Source organism: Paenibacillus sp. FSL K6-3182, assembly GCF_037976325.1.
In the GTDB taxonomy this organism is placed as follows: domain Bacteria; phylum Bacillota; class Bacilli; order Paenibacillales; family Paenibacillaceae; genus Pristimantibacillus.
Window position 1 is genome coordinate 3,362,831 of the sequence record NZ_CP150265.1, and the last position, 16,679, is coordinate 3,379,509.

Annotated in this window: 13 protein-coding genes; all 13 read left to right on the plus strand. The window is 44.6% G+C overall.

Going from position 1 to position 16,679, the window contains the following annotated elements:
• Positions 1-15 precede the first annotated feature (15 nt).
• The gene (locus MHH56_RS14620; protein ID WP_339208957.1) at positions 16-4,323 is read left to right on the plus strand and encodes a PolC-type DNA polymerase III; all 4,308 of its coding nucleotides are present in this window, start codon (positions 16-18) and stop codon (positions 4,321-4,323) included.
• Between the two features lie 169 nt (positions 4,324-4,492).
• On the plus strand, positions 4,493-4,954 hold the full coding sequence (gene rimP / locus MHH56_RS14625) for a ribosome maturation factor RimP (protein ID WP_339208958.1): 462 nt from the start codon (positions 4,493-4,495) through the stop codon (positions 4,952-4,954).
• Between the two features lie 38 nt (positions 4,955-4,992).
• The gene (gene nusA / locus MHH56_RS14630; protein WP_054028947.1) at positions 4,993-6,090 is read left to right on the plus strand and encodes a transcription termination factor NusA; all 1,098 of its coding nucleotides are present in this window, start codon (positions 4,993-4,995) and stop codon (positions 6,088-6,090) included.
• Positions 6,091-6,144: 54 nt separating this feature from the next.
• Complete coding sequence (locus MHH56_RS14635; RefSeq protein ID WP_076269184.1) at positions 6,145-6,459, plus strand: YlxR family protein; 315 nt, start codon at positions 6,145-6,147, stop codon at positions 6,457-6,459.
• Positions 6,446-6,778, plus strand: coding sequence for a ribosomal L7Ae/L30e/S12e/Gadd45 family protein (locus MHH56_RS14640; RefSeq protein ID WP_054028945.1), 333 nt, complete (start codon positions 6,446-6,448; stop codon positions 6,776-6,778). The genes MHH56_RS14635 and MHH56_RS14640 overlap by 14 nt, the downstream gene beginning before the upstream one ends.
• Positions 6,768-9,401, plus strand: coding sequence for a translation initiation factor IF-2 (infB, locus tag MHH56_RS14645; protein ID WP_339208959.1), 2,634 nt, complete (start codon positions 6,768-6,770; stop codon positions 9,399-9,401). Before MHH56_RS14640 ends, infB begins: the two co-directional genes overlap by 11 nt.
• A gap of 7 nt (positions 9,402-9,408) precedes the next feature.
• Positions 9,409-9,765: a 30S ribosome-binding factor RbfA gene (gene rbfA, locus MHH56_RS14650; protein ID WP_054028943.1), complete on the plus strand. Its 357-nt coding sequence runs from the start codon at positions 9,409-9,411 to the stop codon at positions 9,763-9,765.
• The gene (locus MHH56_RS14655; protein WP_339208960.1) at positions 9,762-10,751 is read left to right on the plus strand and encodes a bifunctional oligoribonuclease/PAP phosphatase NrnA; all 990 of its coding nucleotides are present in this window, start codon (positions 9,762-9,764) and stop codon (positions 10,749-10,751) included. The genes rbfA and MHH56_RS14655 overlap by 4 nt, the downstream gene beginning before the upstream one ends.
• 3 nt (positions 10,752-10,754) lie before the next feature.
• Positions 10,755-11,669 (plus strand): tRNA pseudouridine(55) synthase TruB, encoded by a 915-nt coding sequence (truB, locus tag MHH56_RS14660; RefSeq protein ID WP_339208961.1) that lies wholly within the window; start codon positions 10,755-10,757, stop codon positions 11,667-11,669.
• Positions 11,670-11,713: 44 nt separating this feature from the next.
• The gene (locus MHH56_RS14665) at positions 11,714-12,661 is read left to right on the plus strand and encodes a bifunctional riboflavin kinase/FAD synthetase (protein WP_339208962.1); all 948 of its coding nucleotides are present in this window, start codon (positions 11,714-11,716) and stop codon (positions 12,659-12,661) included.
• 213 nt (positions 12,662-12,874) lie between these two features.
• Positions 12,875-13,144 carry a 30S ribosomal protein S15 gene (gene rpsO, locus MHH56_RS14670; RefSeq protein WP_053375765.1) on the plus strand — a complete coding sequence of 90 codons (270 nt, stop codon included), beginning with the start codon at positions 12,875-12,877 and terminating at the stop codon, positions 13,142-13,144.
• Between the two features lie 152 nt (positions 13,145-13,296).
• Positions 13,297-15,396: a polyribonucleotide nucleotidyltransferase gene (gene pnp / locus MHH56_RS14675; protein ID WP_076269189.1), complete on the plus strand. Its 2,100-nt coding sequence runs from the start codon at positions 13,297-13,299 to the stop codon at positions 15,394-15,396.
• A gap of 202 nt (positions 15,397-15,598) precedes the next feature.
• Positions 15,599-16,594, plus strand: a complete 996-nt coding sequence (locus MHH56_RS14680; protein WP_339208963.1) for a polysaccharide deacetylase family protein — start codon at positions 15,599-15,601, stop codon at positions 16,592-16,594.
• Positions 16,595-16,679 lie beyond the last annotated feature (85 nt).

The following is a 16,679-nucleotide window of genomic DNA, read 5'->3' on the forward strand; positions in this document are numbered from 1 at the left end:
AAGGAGTGGTATTTTATGAGCCAAACCGCAAAAAAACGGCAGAGTTTTGAAATGCTTTTACAGCATATTCAGCTGCCGCAAGAACTTATACAAAACTATTTTCAAGATGGATATATTGATCAAGTTATCGTTAGCAACAGCAATCAAGAATGGACGTTTTGCATACGCAAAACGTCCATGGTGCCTTTACAGGCCTATAATGGGCTTTGCCAGGCGGCTAGAATGAAGTTTGAGTCTATCGCTGCAGTCAGTTTTTTGATGATTTATGATCCTGTTGTAGAGACTGAATCCATTGTGATGCAATACTGGGGCTTGTTCATGGAGTGGGCACAGCGCGAGATCGCTTCCGTAAATGGATGGCTGCAGAAATCTTCGATCACGGTTGAAGGTGATTTGCTAACGCTGTCTCTCCTTGACAATACGGGACTGGACCTTGCTCGGAAGAAACGATTGGATGATGAAATTATTCGTTTCTTTAATGAAAATTTCCAGCGCGCATGCAAAGTAAAAATGATCGTCAGCGAATCCAGGCAAGAAATTTTGGATGAATTCTCCCTTCGGATGGTGCAGGAAGAGCGGGAATATGTGCAGGAGCTGATGGCGAGCGCGCAATCCGAGTCTGAGCTCGTCGATGAGAGCGAAATCAAGCTGGCGGTTGGTTATGATATTCGGGAAGAGCCGATTCCATTGATGAATATCATCGAAGAAGAGAAAAAAATTACAGTACAAGGCGCGGTATTCGGCCTCGAAGTGAAAGAGCTTCGTAACGGAAGCACATTGTTTACGTTCAACGTGACTGACTTCTCCGACTCTATCGCGATGAAGATGTTTGCGAAGACGAAGGACGATGTGAAAATATTGAACCAGCTTGCTAATGGCAAGTGGGTCAAAGCTCGCGGCCGCATTGAATATGATCGATTCATGCAAGAACCGGAGCTTGTGATGATGCCGAATGATTTGCATGAGGTCAGAACACCTGCTGAGCGTATGGATAAAGCGGAAGAAAAGCGCGTGGAATTTCATCTTCATACAACCATGAGCGCTATGGATGCGGTAACTCCGGTAGATGTCTATGTAAAGACAGCTGCCAAATGGGGACATAAGGCGATTGCAGTAACGGACCATAGCAATGTTCAATGTTATCCGGATGCGAATAAGTCGGCTAAAAAACACGGCATAAAAGTGCTTTTTGGTGTTGAAGCAAACATCGTGAACGATGCAGTGCCAATGGTGCTGGAATCAAGACCTGAGCCGCTTGCGACAGCAACTTATATTGTTTTCGATATAGAGACAACGGGCCTTTCCGTTATTAATAACAAAATTATCGAGCTTGCCGGCGTTAAAATGCGTGATGGCAAAGAGATTGATCGTTTCTCTACCCTTATTGATCCGCATGAAAAAATTCCTTACCACATTACGCAGTTGACTAACATCAATGATGATATGGTAAAAGGGCAGCCGGATATTGAGCCTAAGCTTAGAGAATTTATTGAATTCATTGGTGATGATGTTCTTGTCGCCCACAATGCAAGATTTGATATTGGCTTTATTCAAGCCAACTGCAAAGCTTTCGGCATGCCGGAAGTGAAAAATCCAGTGCTCGATACACTGGAGCTCGCTCGATTTATTTTTCCAACGCTCAAAAATCATCGTTTGAATACGTTAGCAGATAAATATAAGGTTAGTCTCGACAACCATCACCGCGCTGTAGACGATTCCCTTGCACTTGGCGGCGTATTGTATGGCTTGATTGCAGATGCAGCTGAGCGAAATATTACGAATCTACATCAGCTAAATGACTATGTAGGTATTGATTTATCTAATTCTCGGCCTTTCCACAGCAATATTTATGCACTTAATGCTGTTGGGAAGAAAAATTTATTCAAGCTTATTTCCATCTCGCATACAGAGCATTTCAAACGTGTAGCTACAATTCCAAAAACGAAGCTTGTTGCACACCGTGAAGGCTTGCTCGTTATTTCTGGTTGTGAGAAAGGTGAATTTTTCGAAACGGTTCTAAATAAATCGTACGAGGAAGCGCTTGAGGTTGCACGTTTCTATGATGTCCTTGAAATCCAGCCGATTGATTTCTACATGCACTTAGTTGAGAAGGGGCTAGTAGGCAGCCGAGCGGAGATTGAGCAGGCGCATCGCAGGATTTGCCAAATCGGGGATGAGCTGGGCAAGCCGGTTATTGCTACAGGAAACGTTCATTACTTGAATCCGCGCGACAAAATGTATCGTGACATAACGATTCATGGGATCACTGGTTTTAGCCCGCTTAAGAGTATACGCAAACCAGATGCTCATTTCCGTACAACGGAAGAAATGCTGGAGGAATTTGCATTTTTAGGGGAAGCTAGAGCACGTGAGGTCGTCATTACGAATACAGTAGAGCTTGCTGATCGCTTTGAGCCGTATGACATGTTCCCGACGGGACTATTTGCTCCAATTATTGAGGGTGCCGACGAGGAAATTCGCAACACCTGTTATGACACAGCAAAGTCGATGTATGGGGAAGATCTTCCTCAGGTCGTTATCGACAGGCTGGAGAAAGAACTTATTCCTATTATCAAATTTAAGTTCTCTGCCAACTACTTGATCTCGGAGAAGCTTGTTAAGAAATCCAATGCAGATGGTTATTTGGTCGGATCAAGGGGATCGGTTGGCTCCTCGGTCGTTGCGACATTCCTGGGTATCTCAGAGGTTAATCCACTGCCGGCCCATTACTTGTGCAAAAACTCGGATTGCAAGCATAGCGAATGGTTTTTGGACGGAAGCATTCCGAGTGGATTCGATTTGCCGGACAAATTATGCCCGAAATGCGAGAAGCCAATGAAAGGTGAAGGACAGGATATTCCGTTCGAAACCTTCCTAGGATTCAAAGGCGATAAAGTTCCCGATATCGATTTGAACTTCTCAGGGGACTATCAACCGATTGCCCATAACTATACGAAAGTATTGTTTAGCGAGAAGTGTGTGTTCCGTGCAGGCACGATTGGAACGGTTGCAGAAAAAACAGCTTATGGCTTCGCGAAGAAATATGAGGAAGAACATAGCAAGAAATGGCGCGGAGCGGAGCTTGCGAGGCTTGCGAGCGGCTGTACCGGCGTAAAACGAAGCACGGGACAGCATCCAGGCGGTATCGTCGTTGTTCCCGATTATATCGATGTTGAAGATATAACGCCTGTTCAATTTCCAGCAGACGATGTGAATGCGGAATGGAAGACAACTCATTTTGACTATCACGCGTTTGATGAAAACTTGCTTAAGCTCGATATTCTGGGGCACGATGATCCGACAATGATGCGGATGCTGCAGGATTTGACCGGCGTTGATCCAACGTCAATTCCGATGAATGATCCTAAAGTCATGAGCATGTTCAACTCCACCAAAGCACTTAACGTGCCGGGCGAGCAAATTCGCTCTTCGGTAGCTACTTACGGAGTGCCGGAAATGGGAACGAAGTTCGTTCGTCAAATGCTTCAAGAGACGCAGCCTTCTTCGTTTGCCGATTTGCTGCAAATTTCCGGATTGTCTCATGGAACGGGAGTTTGGCTAGGAAATGCACAAGAGCTGATCAAGAACGGCACTTGCAACATCAAGACGGTAATTGGTTGCCGGGATGATATCATGTTGTTCTTGATCTATAAAGCTGGAATGGACGCTGGACTTGCATTCAAAATTACGGAAAGTGTTCGTAAAGGTAAAGGGTTGACGCCAGAGTGGATCGAAGAGATGAAGCGGTGCAAGGTGCCGCAGTGGTACATTGATTCTTGCCTGCGCATCGAGTATATGTTCCCGAAAGCCCATGCCGCGGCCTACGTCATATCGGCAGTTCGCACCGCCTATTTCAAGCTTTATCATCCAATAGAGTATTATGCTACTTACTTTACAGTAAGAGCGGACGATTTTGATTTGGAACTGCTTTGCCAAGGATATGATGCGATTTTGCGTAAGCTGATCGAGATCGAAGCTAAAGGGTTTAATGCGCTCCCTAAAGAGAAAAACATGGTGTCGCAGCTGGAAATGTCACTTGAGATGACAGCGCGCGGCTTCTCCTTTAAGCCGATCGATCTATATCGTTCTGACGCGACGAAGTTTCTTGTTGATGGGGATTCCCTTATTCCGCCATTTGCTGCCATTGCGGGAATTGGCGATAACGCCGCACGTAATATCGCAGCCTCAAGAGACGATGGCGAGTACTTGTCAATCGAGGATTTCCAAATGAAATCGAAGGCTACAAAAACGATTATTGAGGTTCTTGGAAACATGGGCTGCTTCCGTGGATTGCCTGAATCTAATCAGCTTTCTCTGTTCTAGAAGCGGCTTGAATAGAAAAGATTTCTTGTCACTATAGTGCGGTTATGTTATAATTTTTCTGGCAATGATGATTATAAAGACTTTGATGCAGAAGAGTGGGGAAACCCACTCTTTACGTTTTGTTAATGGCAAAATGGCATAGTGCGTATAAACAGGAGGTCAACTGAATTTGAGTACATCCAAAATCAAAGCCGCTGTCCAGGAAATGGTATTACCATACCTCAGCAGCAATGGATTTGAACTGGTTGATATTGAGTATGTAAAAGAAGGAAGCAATTATTTCCTTCGTATTTTCGTAGATAAAGAAGGCGGCATCGACATCGATGACTGCGGTCGTATCAGCGAATTCATAAGTGAGCAATTGGACAAAAACGATCCAATTACAGATGTTTATTTCTTGGAAGTATCTTCCCCAGGAGCAGAAAGACCGCTTCGGAATGAAGATGAAGTACGTAAAGCAATCGGTAAGCACGTTTACATAACGACATATGAACCGATTAGCGGCGCTAAAGAATTTGAGGGGCTGCTACTTGCATTTGATGGAGAAAATGCAGTCGTTCGTACAGCCAAAAAGGAATATACCATTCCTTATGATAAGGTGGCTGGCGCCAGACTCGCAATCGTGTTCTAAATATTCGTTTCTATATTGAAAGGGGGAAATCCAGTCCAATGAGTATGGATTTTATTGAAGCACTACAAGAAATAGAAAGAGACAAAGGGATTACCAAGGATGTGCTCCTTGAAGCCATTGAGGCTGCTCTTATCTCCAGCTACAAAAGAAATTTTAATACCGCTCAAAATGTACGCGTCGATATCAACCGTCATACTGGTGTTATCAAAGTATACGCCCGCAAGACTGTAGTTGATGAAGTACTAGATCCGCGTCTGGAAATTACAGTGGAGGCTTCAAGAGAAATCAATCCTCATTATCAGCTTGACGATATTGCGGATATTGAAGTTACGCCGCGTGATTTCGGACGTATCGCTGCTCAAACAGCGAAGCAGGTTGTTACTCAGCGTATTCGTGAGGCTGAGCGCGGACTGATTTATAATGCTTTTATCGATAAAGAGGAAGATATCGTTAACGGTATCGTTCAACGTCAGGATGTTCGCAATTTATTTGTGGATCTAGGCAAGGTTGAGGCTGTATTGCCTTTGACTGAGCTTATGCCAACTGATAAGTTTAAGCATGGTGACCGCGTGAAGTCGTATATCACGAAAGTTGAGAACACGACTAAAGGTCCTCAAATCATTTTATCCCGCACGCATCCTGGCCTTTTAAAACGTTTGTTCGAGCTTGAAGTGCCTGAGATCTATGACGGAGTAGTAGAAATTCGTTCGGTTGCTCGTGAAGCTGGCTTCCGTTCAAAGATTGCGGTTCATTCCCGTAACTCCGAGGTTGATCCAGTCGGTTCATGTGTTGGCCAAAAAGGACTGCGCGTTCAGACGATCGTAAACGAGCTTAAAGGTGAAAAAATCGATATCGTTCGTTGGTCTGAAAGCGTGGATGAATATGTTGCGAATGCACTTAGCCCTTCAAAGGTGCTAGAGGTTATCGTATTCGAACAAGAGAAGATGGCCAGAGTAATCGTGCCGGATTACCAACTATCGCTTGCGATCGGTATTAAAGGTCAGAATGCAAGGCTTGCTGCCAAGCTGACTGGCTGGAAAATCGATATCAAGAGCGAAACGCAGGCAGAGCAGGAGTATGGACGTCCGAAATCAATGACTACGGTCATGCATCAGGATTCAGTTTCCATCGACTAATCTGAATTTTTCAACAGATACGCGTCAATTCAGCTGGCAGAGGAGGGGTGTACAATGAGACCGAGAAAAGTACCGCTTCGCAAATGCGTCGCTTGTCAGGACATGATGCCGAAGAAGGAACTCATTCGGATTGTGCGGACACCGGCCGAAGAGGTGCAGATTGACCTGAAAGGCAAACAAGCTGGCCGCGGTGCATATTTATGCGGTAAAGTCAGTTGCTTTAAATTAGCGAAGAAATCCAAGGCGCTTGATCGAGCACTGAAACAGCATGTTGGTGAACACATTTACGATCAACTTGAGCAGGATTTTATAGCGGTAGAGGAACAGTTTATTGCTGGTAAGGAGCTGATAAGCGATGAAGCAGAATAAGAGCTTATCACAGCTTGGCATGGCAATGCGTGCCGGAAAGCTGATTACAGGCGATGAAATTGTCCTCAAAGCTGTAAGAAATAAACAAGTGCATCTCGTTATCCTTGCAGGAGATGCTTCAGACAATACGAAAAAAAAGTTTCGTGACAAATGCAACACCTACGGAATACAACTCGCCGAAGCATTCGACCGTGAGCAACTAGGAAAGGCGATTGGTAAGCCAGAACGGGTTGTAATAGCGGTAACCGATGCGCAATTCGGAAAAATGATTGCGAGTCATCTGAGCCATAATACGGAGGTGGATCATATTGGACAATAAACAAGACAGCAAGGACAATAAAGATAAGCTGCGCGTTTACGAGTATGCCAAGTCACTTAATATGAGCAGCAAAGAAATCATAACGATTCTAAAAAGACTTGATTTGCCAGTCAATAACCATATGAGTGTCATGGAAAACGAAATGGTAAATAAGGTTGAAGGTTTTTTCCGCAATATTAAACAAAATGCAGCTGCAAAGCGCGCGCAAGAAACAACAAATGTAACGGTTTCTTCCGCTCAACCTACTGCCAACAAGCCGCAATCGCAGCAGCCGCAGCAGCAGGAGAAGAAGCCGCAGCCAGTACAAGAAAATAAAAATACGAATCAAGACAGACAGGGGCCTATGAATTCTATTAATACGAAACCACAAACAACCCAACAGCAGTCAGAACAAAGACCAGCAGGACAACAAACAAGTCGTCCAGCATCACAATCAAGCAGCAACCGTCCTTCACAAGGCAGTTCTAATTCGAGCCGTCCAAGCCAAGGACAAGGCGGACAAGGTAATCGCCCAGCGGGTTCTAACGCGGGTTCAAGCCGTCCATCACAAGGTCAAGGCGGTCAAAGCAGTCGTCCAGCATCATCTGGACAAAGCCGTCCTTCACAAGGCGGACAAAGCAATACAGGCAGCCGTCCAAGCGCTCCGCGTTCAGACGCAAGCAGCCGTCCAGCATCATCAGGCCAAAGTCGTTTCGACTCTAAGCCAGCACAAGGACAAGCGCGCGGTAACGACAACAGAAACGCAAGACCTGGCCAAAAGAGATTTGAAGACGGCAAACCAGGCGGCTTCAGAGGCAACAATGGCCGTGGTGGTCAAAAAGGGCGCGGCGGCAAGTTCCAACAACAACCGCCACGCGAGAAAATTGACAATACGCCAAAGAAAATTATTGTACGCGGTACAATGACTGTTGGCGAATTGGCAAAATTACTGCATAAGGATGCATCAGAAGTTATTAAAAAACTGATTTTCCTTGGCGTAATGGCTACGATCAACCAAGAAATCGATATGGATGCGATTCATTTGATCGCAACAGACTACGGGGTAGAGGTTGAAGTGAAAATTCCTGTTGAGGAAGATTCCTTCGAAACCGTAGAAGAAACAGACGAAGATGAAAATTTGGTAACACGTCCACCGGTTGTGACTATTATGGGTCACGTTGACCACGGTAAAACAACTTTGCTTGATGCCATTCGCAAAACGAATGTAACTGGCGGAGAAGCCGGCGGAATTACACAGCACATCGGTGCTTACCAAGTTGAAATTAACCATAAAAAAATTACGTTCCTCGATACACCTGGTCACGAAGCGTTTACGCTTATGCGTGCACGCGGTGCGCAGGTTACGGACATTACGATCATCGTAGTAGCAGCTGATGACGGCATCATGCCGCAAACTGTTGAAGCCATCAACCATGCAAAAGCAGCTGGCGTTCCTATTATCGTAGCGGTTAACAAAATCGATAAACCAGAAGCGAATACAGAGAAAATCAAACAAGAAATGACTGAATATGAACTCGTTCCGGAAGAGTGGGGCGGCGACACTATTTTCGTCGAAGTTTCCGCTAAACAAAGAATTGGTCTTGAAGGCCTTCTTGAAATGATTTTGCTCGTTGCTGAGATGAATGACTACAAAGCTAACCCGAACAAACGCGCTCGCGCTACTGTTATCGAAGCTGAGCTTGATAAAGGTAAAGGTCCTGTTGCACGTATTCTCGTTCAACACGGCACTTTGAAAATTGGGGATGCTTTTGTTGCAGGTAACTGCTTCGGCCGTATTAGAGCAATGGTTAATGATAAAGGCCGTCGCTTAAAAGAAGCAGGTCCTTCTACGCCAGTAGAAATTACTGGTCTAACAGAAGTTCCATTAGCGGGAGATCCGTTCATGGTATTTGAAGATGAGCGCAAAGCCCGTGATATTGCTGATCGTCGTTCCATTAAACAGCGTCAATCGGATATGGGTGCGAATACACGCGTAACGCTTGATGATCTGTATAACCATATCAAAGATGGTGAAATTAAAGACCTGAACGTTATTATCAAATCCGACGTTCAAGGTTCTTCCGAAGCACTTAAAGGCTCGCTCGCAAAAATTGAAATCGAAGGCGTTCGCGTAAAAATCATCCACAGCGGTGTTGGCGCGATTACAGAATCGGATATCATTTTGGCGTCAGCTTCCAATGCTATCGTAATCGGATTTAACGTTCGTCCTGATCCACAAGCAGAAGCAACGATTGCACAAGAAAAGGTTGACGTTCGTATGCACCGCGTCATCTACAACGTAATCGATGAGATTGAACAAGCAATGAAAGGCATGCTTGATCCAATCTACAAAGAGGTTGTTATTGGCCACGCTGAAGTTCGTAACGTATTTAAAGTGACTAAAGTTGGCGCAATTGCAGGTTGTATGATTACTGACGGTAAAATTTCTCGTAACGCTGAAGCACGTTTGGTTCGTAGCGGTATCGTTGTCTTCACAGGCAAAATTGAATCCCTAAAACGTTTCAAAGACGATGCTAAAGAAGTTGCAGCAGGTTATGAGTGTGGTATCACGCTTGATCGTTTCAACGATGTTCGTGAAGGCGATATTATCGAAGCGTTTGTCATGGAATCAGTAGAGAGGTGAGTAAAGCATGGCAAAAATCCGAGTAGGACGGGTCGGCGAACAGATTAAAAAAGAGCTGAGCCAAATTATACAAACAGAGCTGAAAGATCCTAGAATCGGATTCATTACTGTAACAGGTGTTGAAACATCGAGTGATCTCTCACAAGCAAAAGTGTATTTAAGCGTGCTTGGCAGCGAAGAGCAGAAGGAAGCGACGCTTAAGGCACTAGCGAGCGGAACAGGATTTATTCGCACAGAGCTTGGCAAGCGCATGCGCCTTCGCCATACACCCGTATTGCTGTTCAAGTTTGACAGCAGTATTGAATATGGCAGCCGCATCGAGGCATTGCTTGAAAACATCAACAATGGGAATTCAGCTCGATGATAAATCAAAGCAGCTATTCGATGCAGCTAGATGAAGCGCTGGCGTTCATGAAAACTTACGATCATTTTTTGGTCGTATCGCATGTACAGCCTGACGGTGACGCTATTAGTTCTACTGTTGTCGTAGGCTGGATGCTTGAGAAACTTGGGAAGTCGGCAGTACTGATTAATGAAAGCGAGCTGCCGTCCAGACTTCGTTTCTTGCATCAATTTGATTCCATTCTCAATTACAAGCGCGATGTAACTCAGCAAACATTTGATGCCATTATTTCGGTCGATTGTGCGGATTTCAAACGTATTGGAGAGGTAGCGAGCAGCTTTGCACCAGATGCAAAGCTGCTTAATATCGATCATCATCCAACAAACAATGGATTTGGCACCGTAAATGTTATACGAGCAGAAGCTGCGGCTACTGTTGAAATATTGTATGATTTAATCGAGAGAGCAGAAATCGCATTAGATGTGAACTGTGCAACAGCAATCTACACTGGTTTATTGACCGATACAGGCGGGTTTCGTTATTCCAACACGAGTCCGCGTGTCATGGAGATTGCCTCGCATTTGCTCGCTTTAGGCGTGTCCGGCAATGAGCTCGCTGATCATCTTCTTGAGAAAATGACTATGGCTAAGCTCAAGCTTCTCCAGCTCGCACTCAATCGCCTCACATTTACGGATAACTTAGAGATCGGCTGGGTCTATATTGGCAAAGATGATTTGCGCAATACAGGTGCAGTTCCTGAAGATCTAGAAGGAATCGTGAATTATGCGCTTAATGTGGATGGAGTTGAAGTCGGCATTCTATTTAAAGAAACGGAAGACGGTGCAGTCAAAGCAAGCATGCGTTCAGCAGGCAAAGCCAATGTAGCTGCAATTGCGCAAGCATTCGGTGGTGGCGGTCATGTGCGTGCAGCAGGATGCCGGATTGAAGGTTCTTTAACGACCTCGATTGAAGAGCTAGTGGAAGCAGTCAGAAAGGCGTTGATTTAAGCGATGGACGGCATTTTGGCAGTTTGGAAGCCTGAAGGCTGGACTTCTCATGATGTGGTTGCAAAAGTACGCCGAGTGCTGAAGATGAAGCGAATTGGTCATACAGGAACGCTTGATCCTATGGTAACGGGTGTATTGCCGCTATGTCTTGGGCGTGCAACGAGAGTAGTCGAATATGTGCAAGAGCGGCCTAAGTCATATGAAGCTGTATTGCAGCTTGGAATTGCAACAGATACAGAGGACATAACGGGTACAGTTATTGCGCGGCAATCGCCAATATCGGTTACAGAAGAAGATGTTCGCCATACACTGTCGCAATTTATAGGCGAGATCGATCAAGTTCCTCCCATGTATTCCGCTGTCAAAGTTGATGGCAAGCGATTGTACGAGTTAGCTAGAGAAGGAAAGACCGTTGAGCGGAAATCGAGAAAAGTAACGATTCATCAAATAGATCTCATTGACACTCAGCTCGATCTTGATCTGCCTCAGATTTCGTTTTCTGTCGTTTGTTCAAAAGGTACATACATTCGCACGTTATGTGTGGACATCGGCAAAGCGCTAGGTGTTCCTGCTACGATGGCCCATTTGACTCGAACGATGTCAGGCGGTATTACAAAGGAAAGCTGCTTGACGCTTGAGCAAATCGAGCAATTGCAGCAATCCGGTGAATTAAGCGGACATATCATTTCCGCCGATGAAGCCGTTACACATTTGGATCGTGTGACGATTCCAGAATCGTTTGGGAAACTTGCACTGCAAGGACAGAAAGTTAGTCTCAGCCATTCCATCGAACATGCAGCATTGACTTTAGATGGACAGCTTATACGTCTTTATAATGATCAAAGCTCGTTTCTAGGTATTTTTCAGATTGATTTGAATGCAAATGTTTTCAAGCCAATCAAAGTGTTTTCAGCTTAGCTTATCGTTGTAGAAAGTTAATAGGAAATGCAGGTGCTTCAGCGTTGGAAATTATTCCATTAAGTTTTCCTTTAAACGGTTTGTCCACGTTGTCGCTGGACAAACCGCTTTCCATAGCAATCGGTCATTTTGACGGGGTTCATCGTGGACATCAGAACGTGATTCGCCAAGCTGTAAATGCGGCGAAGGAATCCGAGATGCTATCAGCGGTTTTGACATTTGATCCTCATCCGAAGGAAGTTCTCGGGCAAGGTGAGCAATATTATCGTTGCCTTACGCCTTTTGATGCGAAGACAGCGTTATTTGCAGAGCTTGGCGTAGATCTTGTATTCATAATGAAGTTTGATCTTGAGTTTGCTTCAGTATCACCTGAGCGCTTCGTCAATGAGGTTCTGCGCACACTCCGTGCTAAGCAGGTCGTTGTAGGCTTTGATTTCAACTTCGGCCACAAAGGCTCAGGTAATGCAGAGACTTTGAAGCAGCTAGCAGAGCCTGATATTTCTGTTCATATCATTGAGCCTTTGATCGAGAACGGGGTAAAAGTAAGCAGTACTTATATCCGTGAAGCACTTGAGCAAGGTGATCTTGAACTGGCAGAACGATTGCTTGGCAGGCCATATGAAGTTGAAGGGATCGTTGTCCATGGGGACAAAAGAGGTCGTACGATCGGGTTCCCAACAGCAAACCTGCAATTTAATGCCCCATATATCGCGCCAAGGCTTGGCGTTTATGCGGTAATGGCTTGGATTGGTGATACCTCATACCCTGGTGTTTTAAACTATGGTTTAAAACCAACCTTTAATAAAGATGAGCTGAAACCTGTAATGGAAGCTCATTTGTTTGACTTCAACAGCGATATATACGGTGAGCATATGCGTTTGCAATTGCTATCGTTTATCCGTTCGGAGAAAAAATTTAATTCCATTGCCGAGCTTGTTGAGCAGATTGGATCTGATTCTGAGCAAGCGAAGGCGATCCATGGTTACAACTAACTGATCGTATCAACCATTCGTGTGAAAACGGATGTTGGGCATTGTTTATTTATGATCCTCGACATTCGTCCACCTTATGTGTTATACTATACAACGTTGTAAGTAGTCATACATTTTGTGTGACATACGGACAAACTTAACCTTAGCTTGGATGTCCGATCTCACCGACGGCTTCGAGGCTAATGGCGATTATCAAGAAGGAGGTGAATTAGGATGGCAATTACACAAGTACGTAAAAACGAACTGATTGAGACGCATAAGACACATGCAACTGACACGGGTTCCCCGGAAGTTCAAGTGGCTATCCTGACTGAAAACATCGTTAACTTGACTCAACATTTGCGGGAGCACAAGAAAGATCATCATTCCCGTCGTGGTTTGCTCAAGATGGTAGGTCAGCGCCGTAAGCTGCTTGCATACCTTAAAAACAATGATGTTAGACGTTACAGCGCATTGATCGAAAAACTCGGCCTACGCCGCTAAAACATGCGTAAAGAAAAGCAACCTGGTTGTCCAGCCGTCCGGGAATAACGGATGAGCGGATTCGGGTTGCTTTTTGTAATAGGGAAACACTCGGTATAAACTGCCAATTAGCAGTGAAATAGACTAATCGAATAACTATTAGGAGGGATAAAATGGTACAACGAATTGAGATGATGGTAGGCGGAAGACCGCTATCCATTGAAACCGGCCGCCTTGCGAAGCAGGCGAATGCAGCAGTCACTGTTCAGTATGGTGATACTGTCGTATTGTGTACGGTAACAGCGTCAGCAGGTCCGAAGGATCTGGATTTCTTCCCATTGACTGTTAACTATGAAGAACGTTTGTATGCTGTTGGTAAAATTCCAGGTGGATTCATTAAACGTGAAGGCCGTCCAAGCGAGAAGGCGATTTTGTCCAGCCGACTTACGGACAGGCCTATTCGTCCGTTATTCCCAGAAGGTTTCCGGAATGACGTTCAAGTCATGAACATTGTAATGAGCGTGGATCAGGATTGTTCGCCAGAAATTGCGGCTATGATCGGTACTTCTGCTGCACTATCCATTTCTGACGTTCCTTTTGACGGTCCAATTGGCGGAGTAAACGTTGGACGTGTTAATGGCGAATTCATTATTAATCCGACGGTAGAGCAAAGCGTAGAAACGGATATTTTTGTAGTTGTCGCAGGAACGAAAGATGCGATCATGATGGTGGAAGCAGAAGCAAACGAAGTTTCTGAAGCAGTAATGCTTGAAGCGATTATGTTTGGTCATGACGAAATCAAAAAGATCGTAGCAAAAATAGAAGAGCTGCAAGCTGTAGCCGGCAAACCGAAAATGGAAGTTAAGCTACATACTGTAAATGAGCAAGTGAATGCTGATGTTCGTGCTTATGCTTCTGCTGGTTTGGTTGAAGCGATTAAGGTTGAAGAAAAGCATGCTCGTCAAGAAGCAATTGACGCAGTTAACAGCGCAGCAGTTGCTCACTTTGAAGAGCAATATATCGATACGCCTGAACTTCTCTCTGATGTTAAAGAAGTTCTTTATGACATCGTGAAGGAAGAAGTACGTCGACTTATTTCTCATGATAAAGTTCGTCCAGATGGCCGTTCGCTTGATGAAATTCGTCCAATCGATTGTGATGTGGCAATTTTGCCTCGCACACATGGAACAGGGCTGTTTACTCGTGGACAAACACAAGCACTAAGTATTTGTACGCTTGGCGCAATGGGCGACGTTCAAATTTTGGATGGCATTTCGCCTGAAGAAACAAAACGTTTCATGCATCACTATAACTTCCCGCCGTTCAGCGTTGGTGAAGCTCGTCCGCTTCGTCCGCCAGGCCGTCGTGAAATCGGGCATGGTGCTCTCGGAGAACGTGCACTTTCCAAAGTTATTCCATCTGAAGCTGAATTCCCTTACACGATTCGTCTTGTTTCGGAAGTTTTGGAATCTAACGGTTCTTCTTCACAAGCAAGCATTTGCGCAAGCACACTTGCTATGATGGATGCAGGGGTACCAATCAAAGCGCCAGTAGCTGGTATTGCTATGGGTCTCATTAAAGATGGCGATCACTTTGCAATTCTTTCTGATATTCAAGGGATGGAAGATCATCTCGGCGATATGGACTTTAAAGTTGCAGGTACAGCTGAAGGCGTTACAGCTATTCAAATGGATATCAAGATTGCCGGCATCAACCGCGCTATTTTGGAGCAATCGCTTGAACAAGCTCGCCAAGGCCGTATTTTCATCCTAGGTAAAATGCTCGAAAGCTTGCCGACTACTCGTCCAAACTTATCGAAGTATGCACCGAAAATTTTGACGCTTCGCATTAATCCGGACAAAATCCGTGATGTTATTGGCGCAGGCGGAAAAATCATCAACAAAATCATTGAAGAAACTGGCGTGAAAATCGATATCGAGCAAGACGGAATGGTATTTATCGCTTCTTCAAACGAAGAGATGAACCAAAAAGCTAAATCGATTATCGAAGGTATCGTTAAAGAAGTGGTTGTTGGTGAAATTTATATGGGTACGGTTAAGCGCGTTGAGAAGTTCGGTGCTTTTGTTGAAATTTTGCCGAACAAAGATGGACTTGTCCATATTTCTCAATTGTCGAATGAACGTGTTGCAAAAACAGAGGATGTCGTTAACATTGGCGACCAAATCAAAGTTAAAGTAACCGAAATTGACGGACAAGGCCGTATTAACTTGTCTGCCAAAATTTTGATGACGCCAGAAGCATCGCCGCAATAAGCTTTTATTGCTTGGCGGTCATATAAATAAGAAGAAAAGAGACAGATTTGATCTGGCTCTTTTTGTTTTTTAAAGCGACATCTGGTCACCATCTTGCCCAGCCGCAGCATATTCTCGTCCTACTTTTCATACATATGAATTAACATGCCGAAATAAGGTCAAGCTTAGGAAGCGTGCGAGGACTTATATGGGAGTGGGAATAATGATGCTTAGAAAAGCAGCTGCAATTGTGGCAAGCATGCTTCTAGTGCTTGCATTCGTCAGTATGAACGACGACATATCAAAATTTCTCTCTTCTTTAAAATATGATAGTAAAATGGTTTATGCACAATATTCTTATACGCAATCGGAGAAGCAGAGGCTGCTGAACATTATTTCGGAAGAAGCAGATAAGCGAAATATTGCACCAGTAGACGCGCGGATTGATCGCGTTTGGAGAGCTATTCCAGGGTACAACGGTTTGGAAGTCGATGTCGATAAAACGCTCGAAGCTGCTTTGATTGCTCCGCCTTCTCAAACCATTCCTTATGTATATAAAGAGGTTGAACCCAAAATCAGTCTTAATGATCTTGGTCCACATCCGATTTTTCGCGGCAACCCCAACAAAAAGATGATATCGCTTATGATCAATGTTGCTTGGGGCAATGAGTACATAGATTCCATATTAAAAACACTTAACCGTGAGAAGGTGAAAGCTACCTTTTTCCTTGATGGCAGCTGGCTAAGTAAAAACGCTGATGTTGCTAAGCAAATACAAGCTGAAGGACATGAAATGTCTAATCATGCGTATACTCATCCTGACATGAGTGCGATTAGCAGGGAAGCGCAGTACACTCAAATATCCAAAACCGAAGCCTTATTAAAATCGAGCTTGAACGTGAACAACAAATGGTTTGCTCCGCCGTCGGGTTCTTTTAATCAAGCTACTGTCCAGATTGCCGAGGAGCAGGGGTTAAAAACGGTGCTGTGGACCATTGATACGGTTGATTGGCAGAAACCGCCTGCAGATGCCGTTGTGCGCAAAATTGCATCGAAATTAGAGCCAGGAGCGCTAATATTAATGCATCCTACAGCCACAACACGAGATGCGCTGCCTGGCATAATTGCTACAGCTAAATCAAAAGGCTACGCGATAGGAACGGTTAGTGAGACGCTTTCCTCCAAGCGGATTCCCGTTGAAGTTGAGGGAGCGGACTGATTCTGCTATAGTAAAAACATTCATGTTTAGAGTCACATGTATATGATGTCAGTTTTGTAAGGCAAAATGATGAGACGTATAATAA

Excerpts from the sequence above, each read along its gene's own strand:
- MHH56_RS14620 (WP_339208957.1), top strand. The coding sequence starts at position 16 with ATGAGCCAAACCGCAAAAAAACGGCAGAGTTTTGAAATGCTTTTACAG.
- nusA (WP_054028947.1), top strand. The coding sequence starts at position 4,993 with ATGAGTATGGATTTTATTGAAGCACTACAAGAAATAGAAAGAGACAAA.
- MHH56_RS14635 (WP_076269184.1), top strand. The coding sequence starts at position 6,145 with ATGAGACCGAGAAAAGTACCGCTTCGCAAATGCGTCGCTTGTCAGGAC.
- MHH56_RS14640 (WP_054028945.1), top strand. The coding sequence starts at position 6,446 with ATGAAGCAGAATAAGAGCTTATCACAGCTTGGCATGGCAATGCGTGCC.
- rbfA (WP_054028943.1), top strand. The coding sequence starts at position 9,409 with ATGGCAAAAATCCGAGTAGGACGGGTCGGCGAACAGATTAAAAAAGAG.
- MHH56_RS14655 (WP_339208960.1), top strand. The coding sequence starts at position 9,762 with ATGATAAATCAAAGCAGCTATTCGATGCAGCTAGATGAAGCGCTGGCG.
- truB (WP_339208961.1), top strand. The coding sequence starts at position 10,755 with ATGGACGGCATTTTGGCAGTTTGGAAGCCTGAAGGCTGGACTTCTCAT.
- rpsO (WP_053375765.1), top strand. The coding sequence starts at position 12,875 with ATGGCAATTACACAAGTACGTAAAAACGAACTGATTGAGACGCATAAG.
- pnp (WP_076269189.1), top strand. The coding sequence starts at position 13,297 with ATGGTACAACGAATTGAGATGATGGTAGGCGGAAGACCGCTATCCATT.
- MHH56_RS14680 (WP_339208963.1), top strand. The coding sequence starts at position 15,599 with ATGATGCTTAGAAAAGCAGCTGCAATTGTGGCAAGCATGCTTCTAGTG.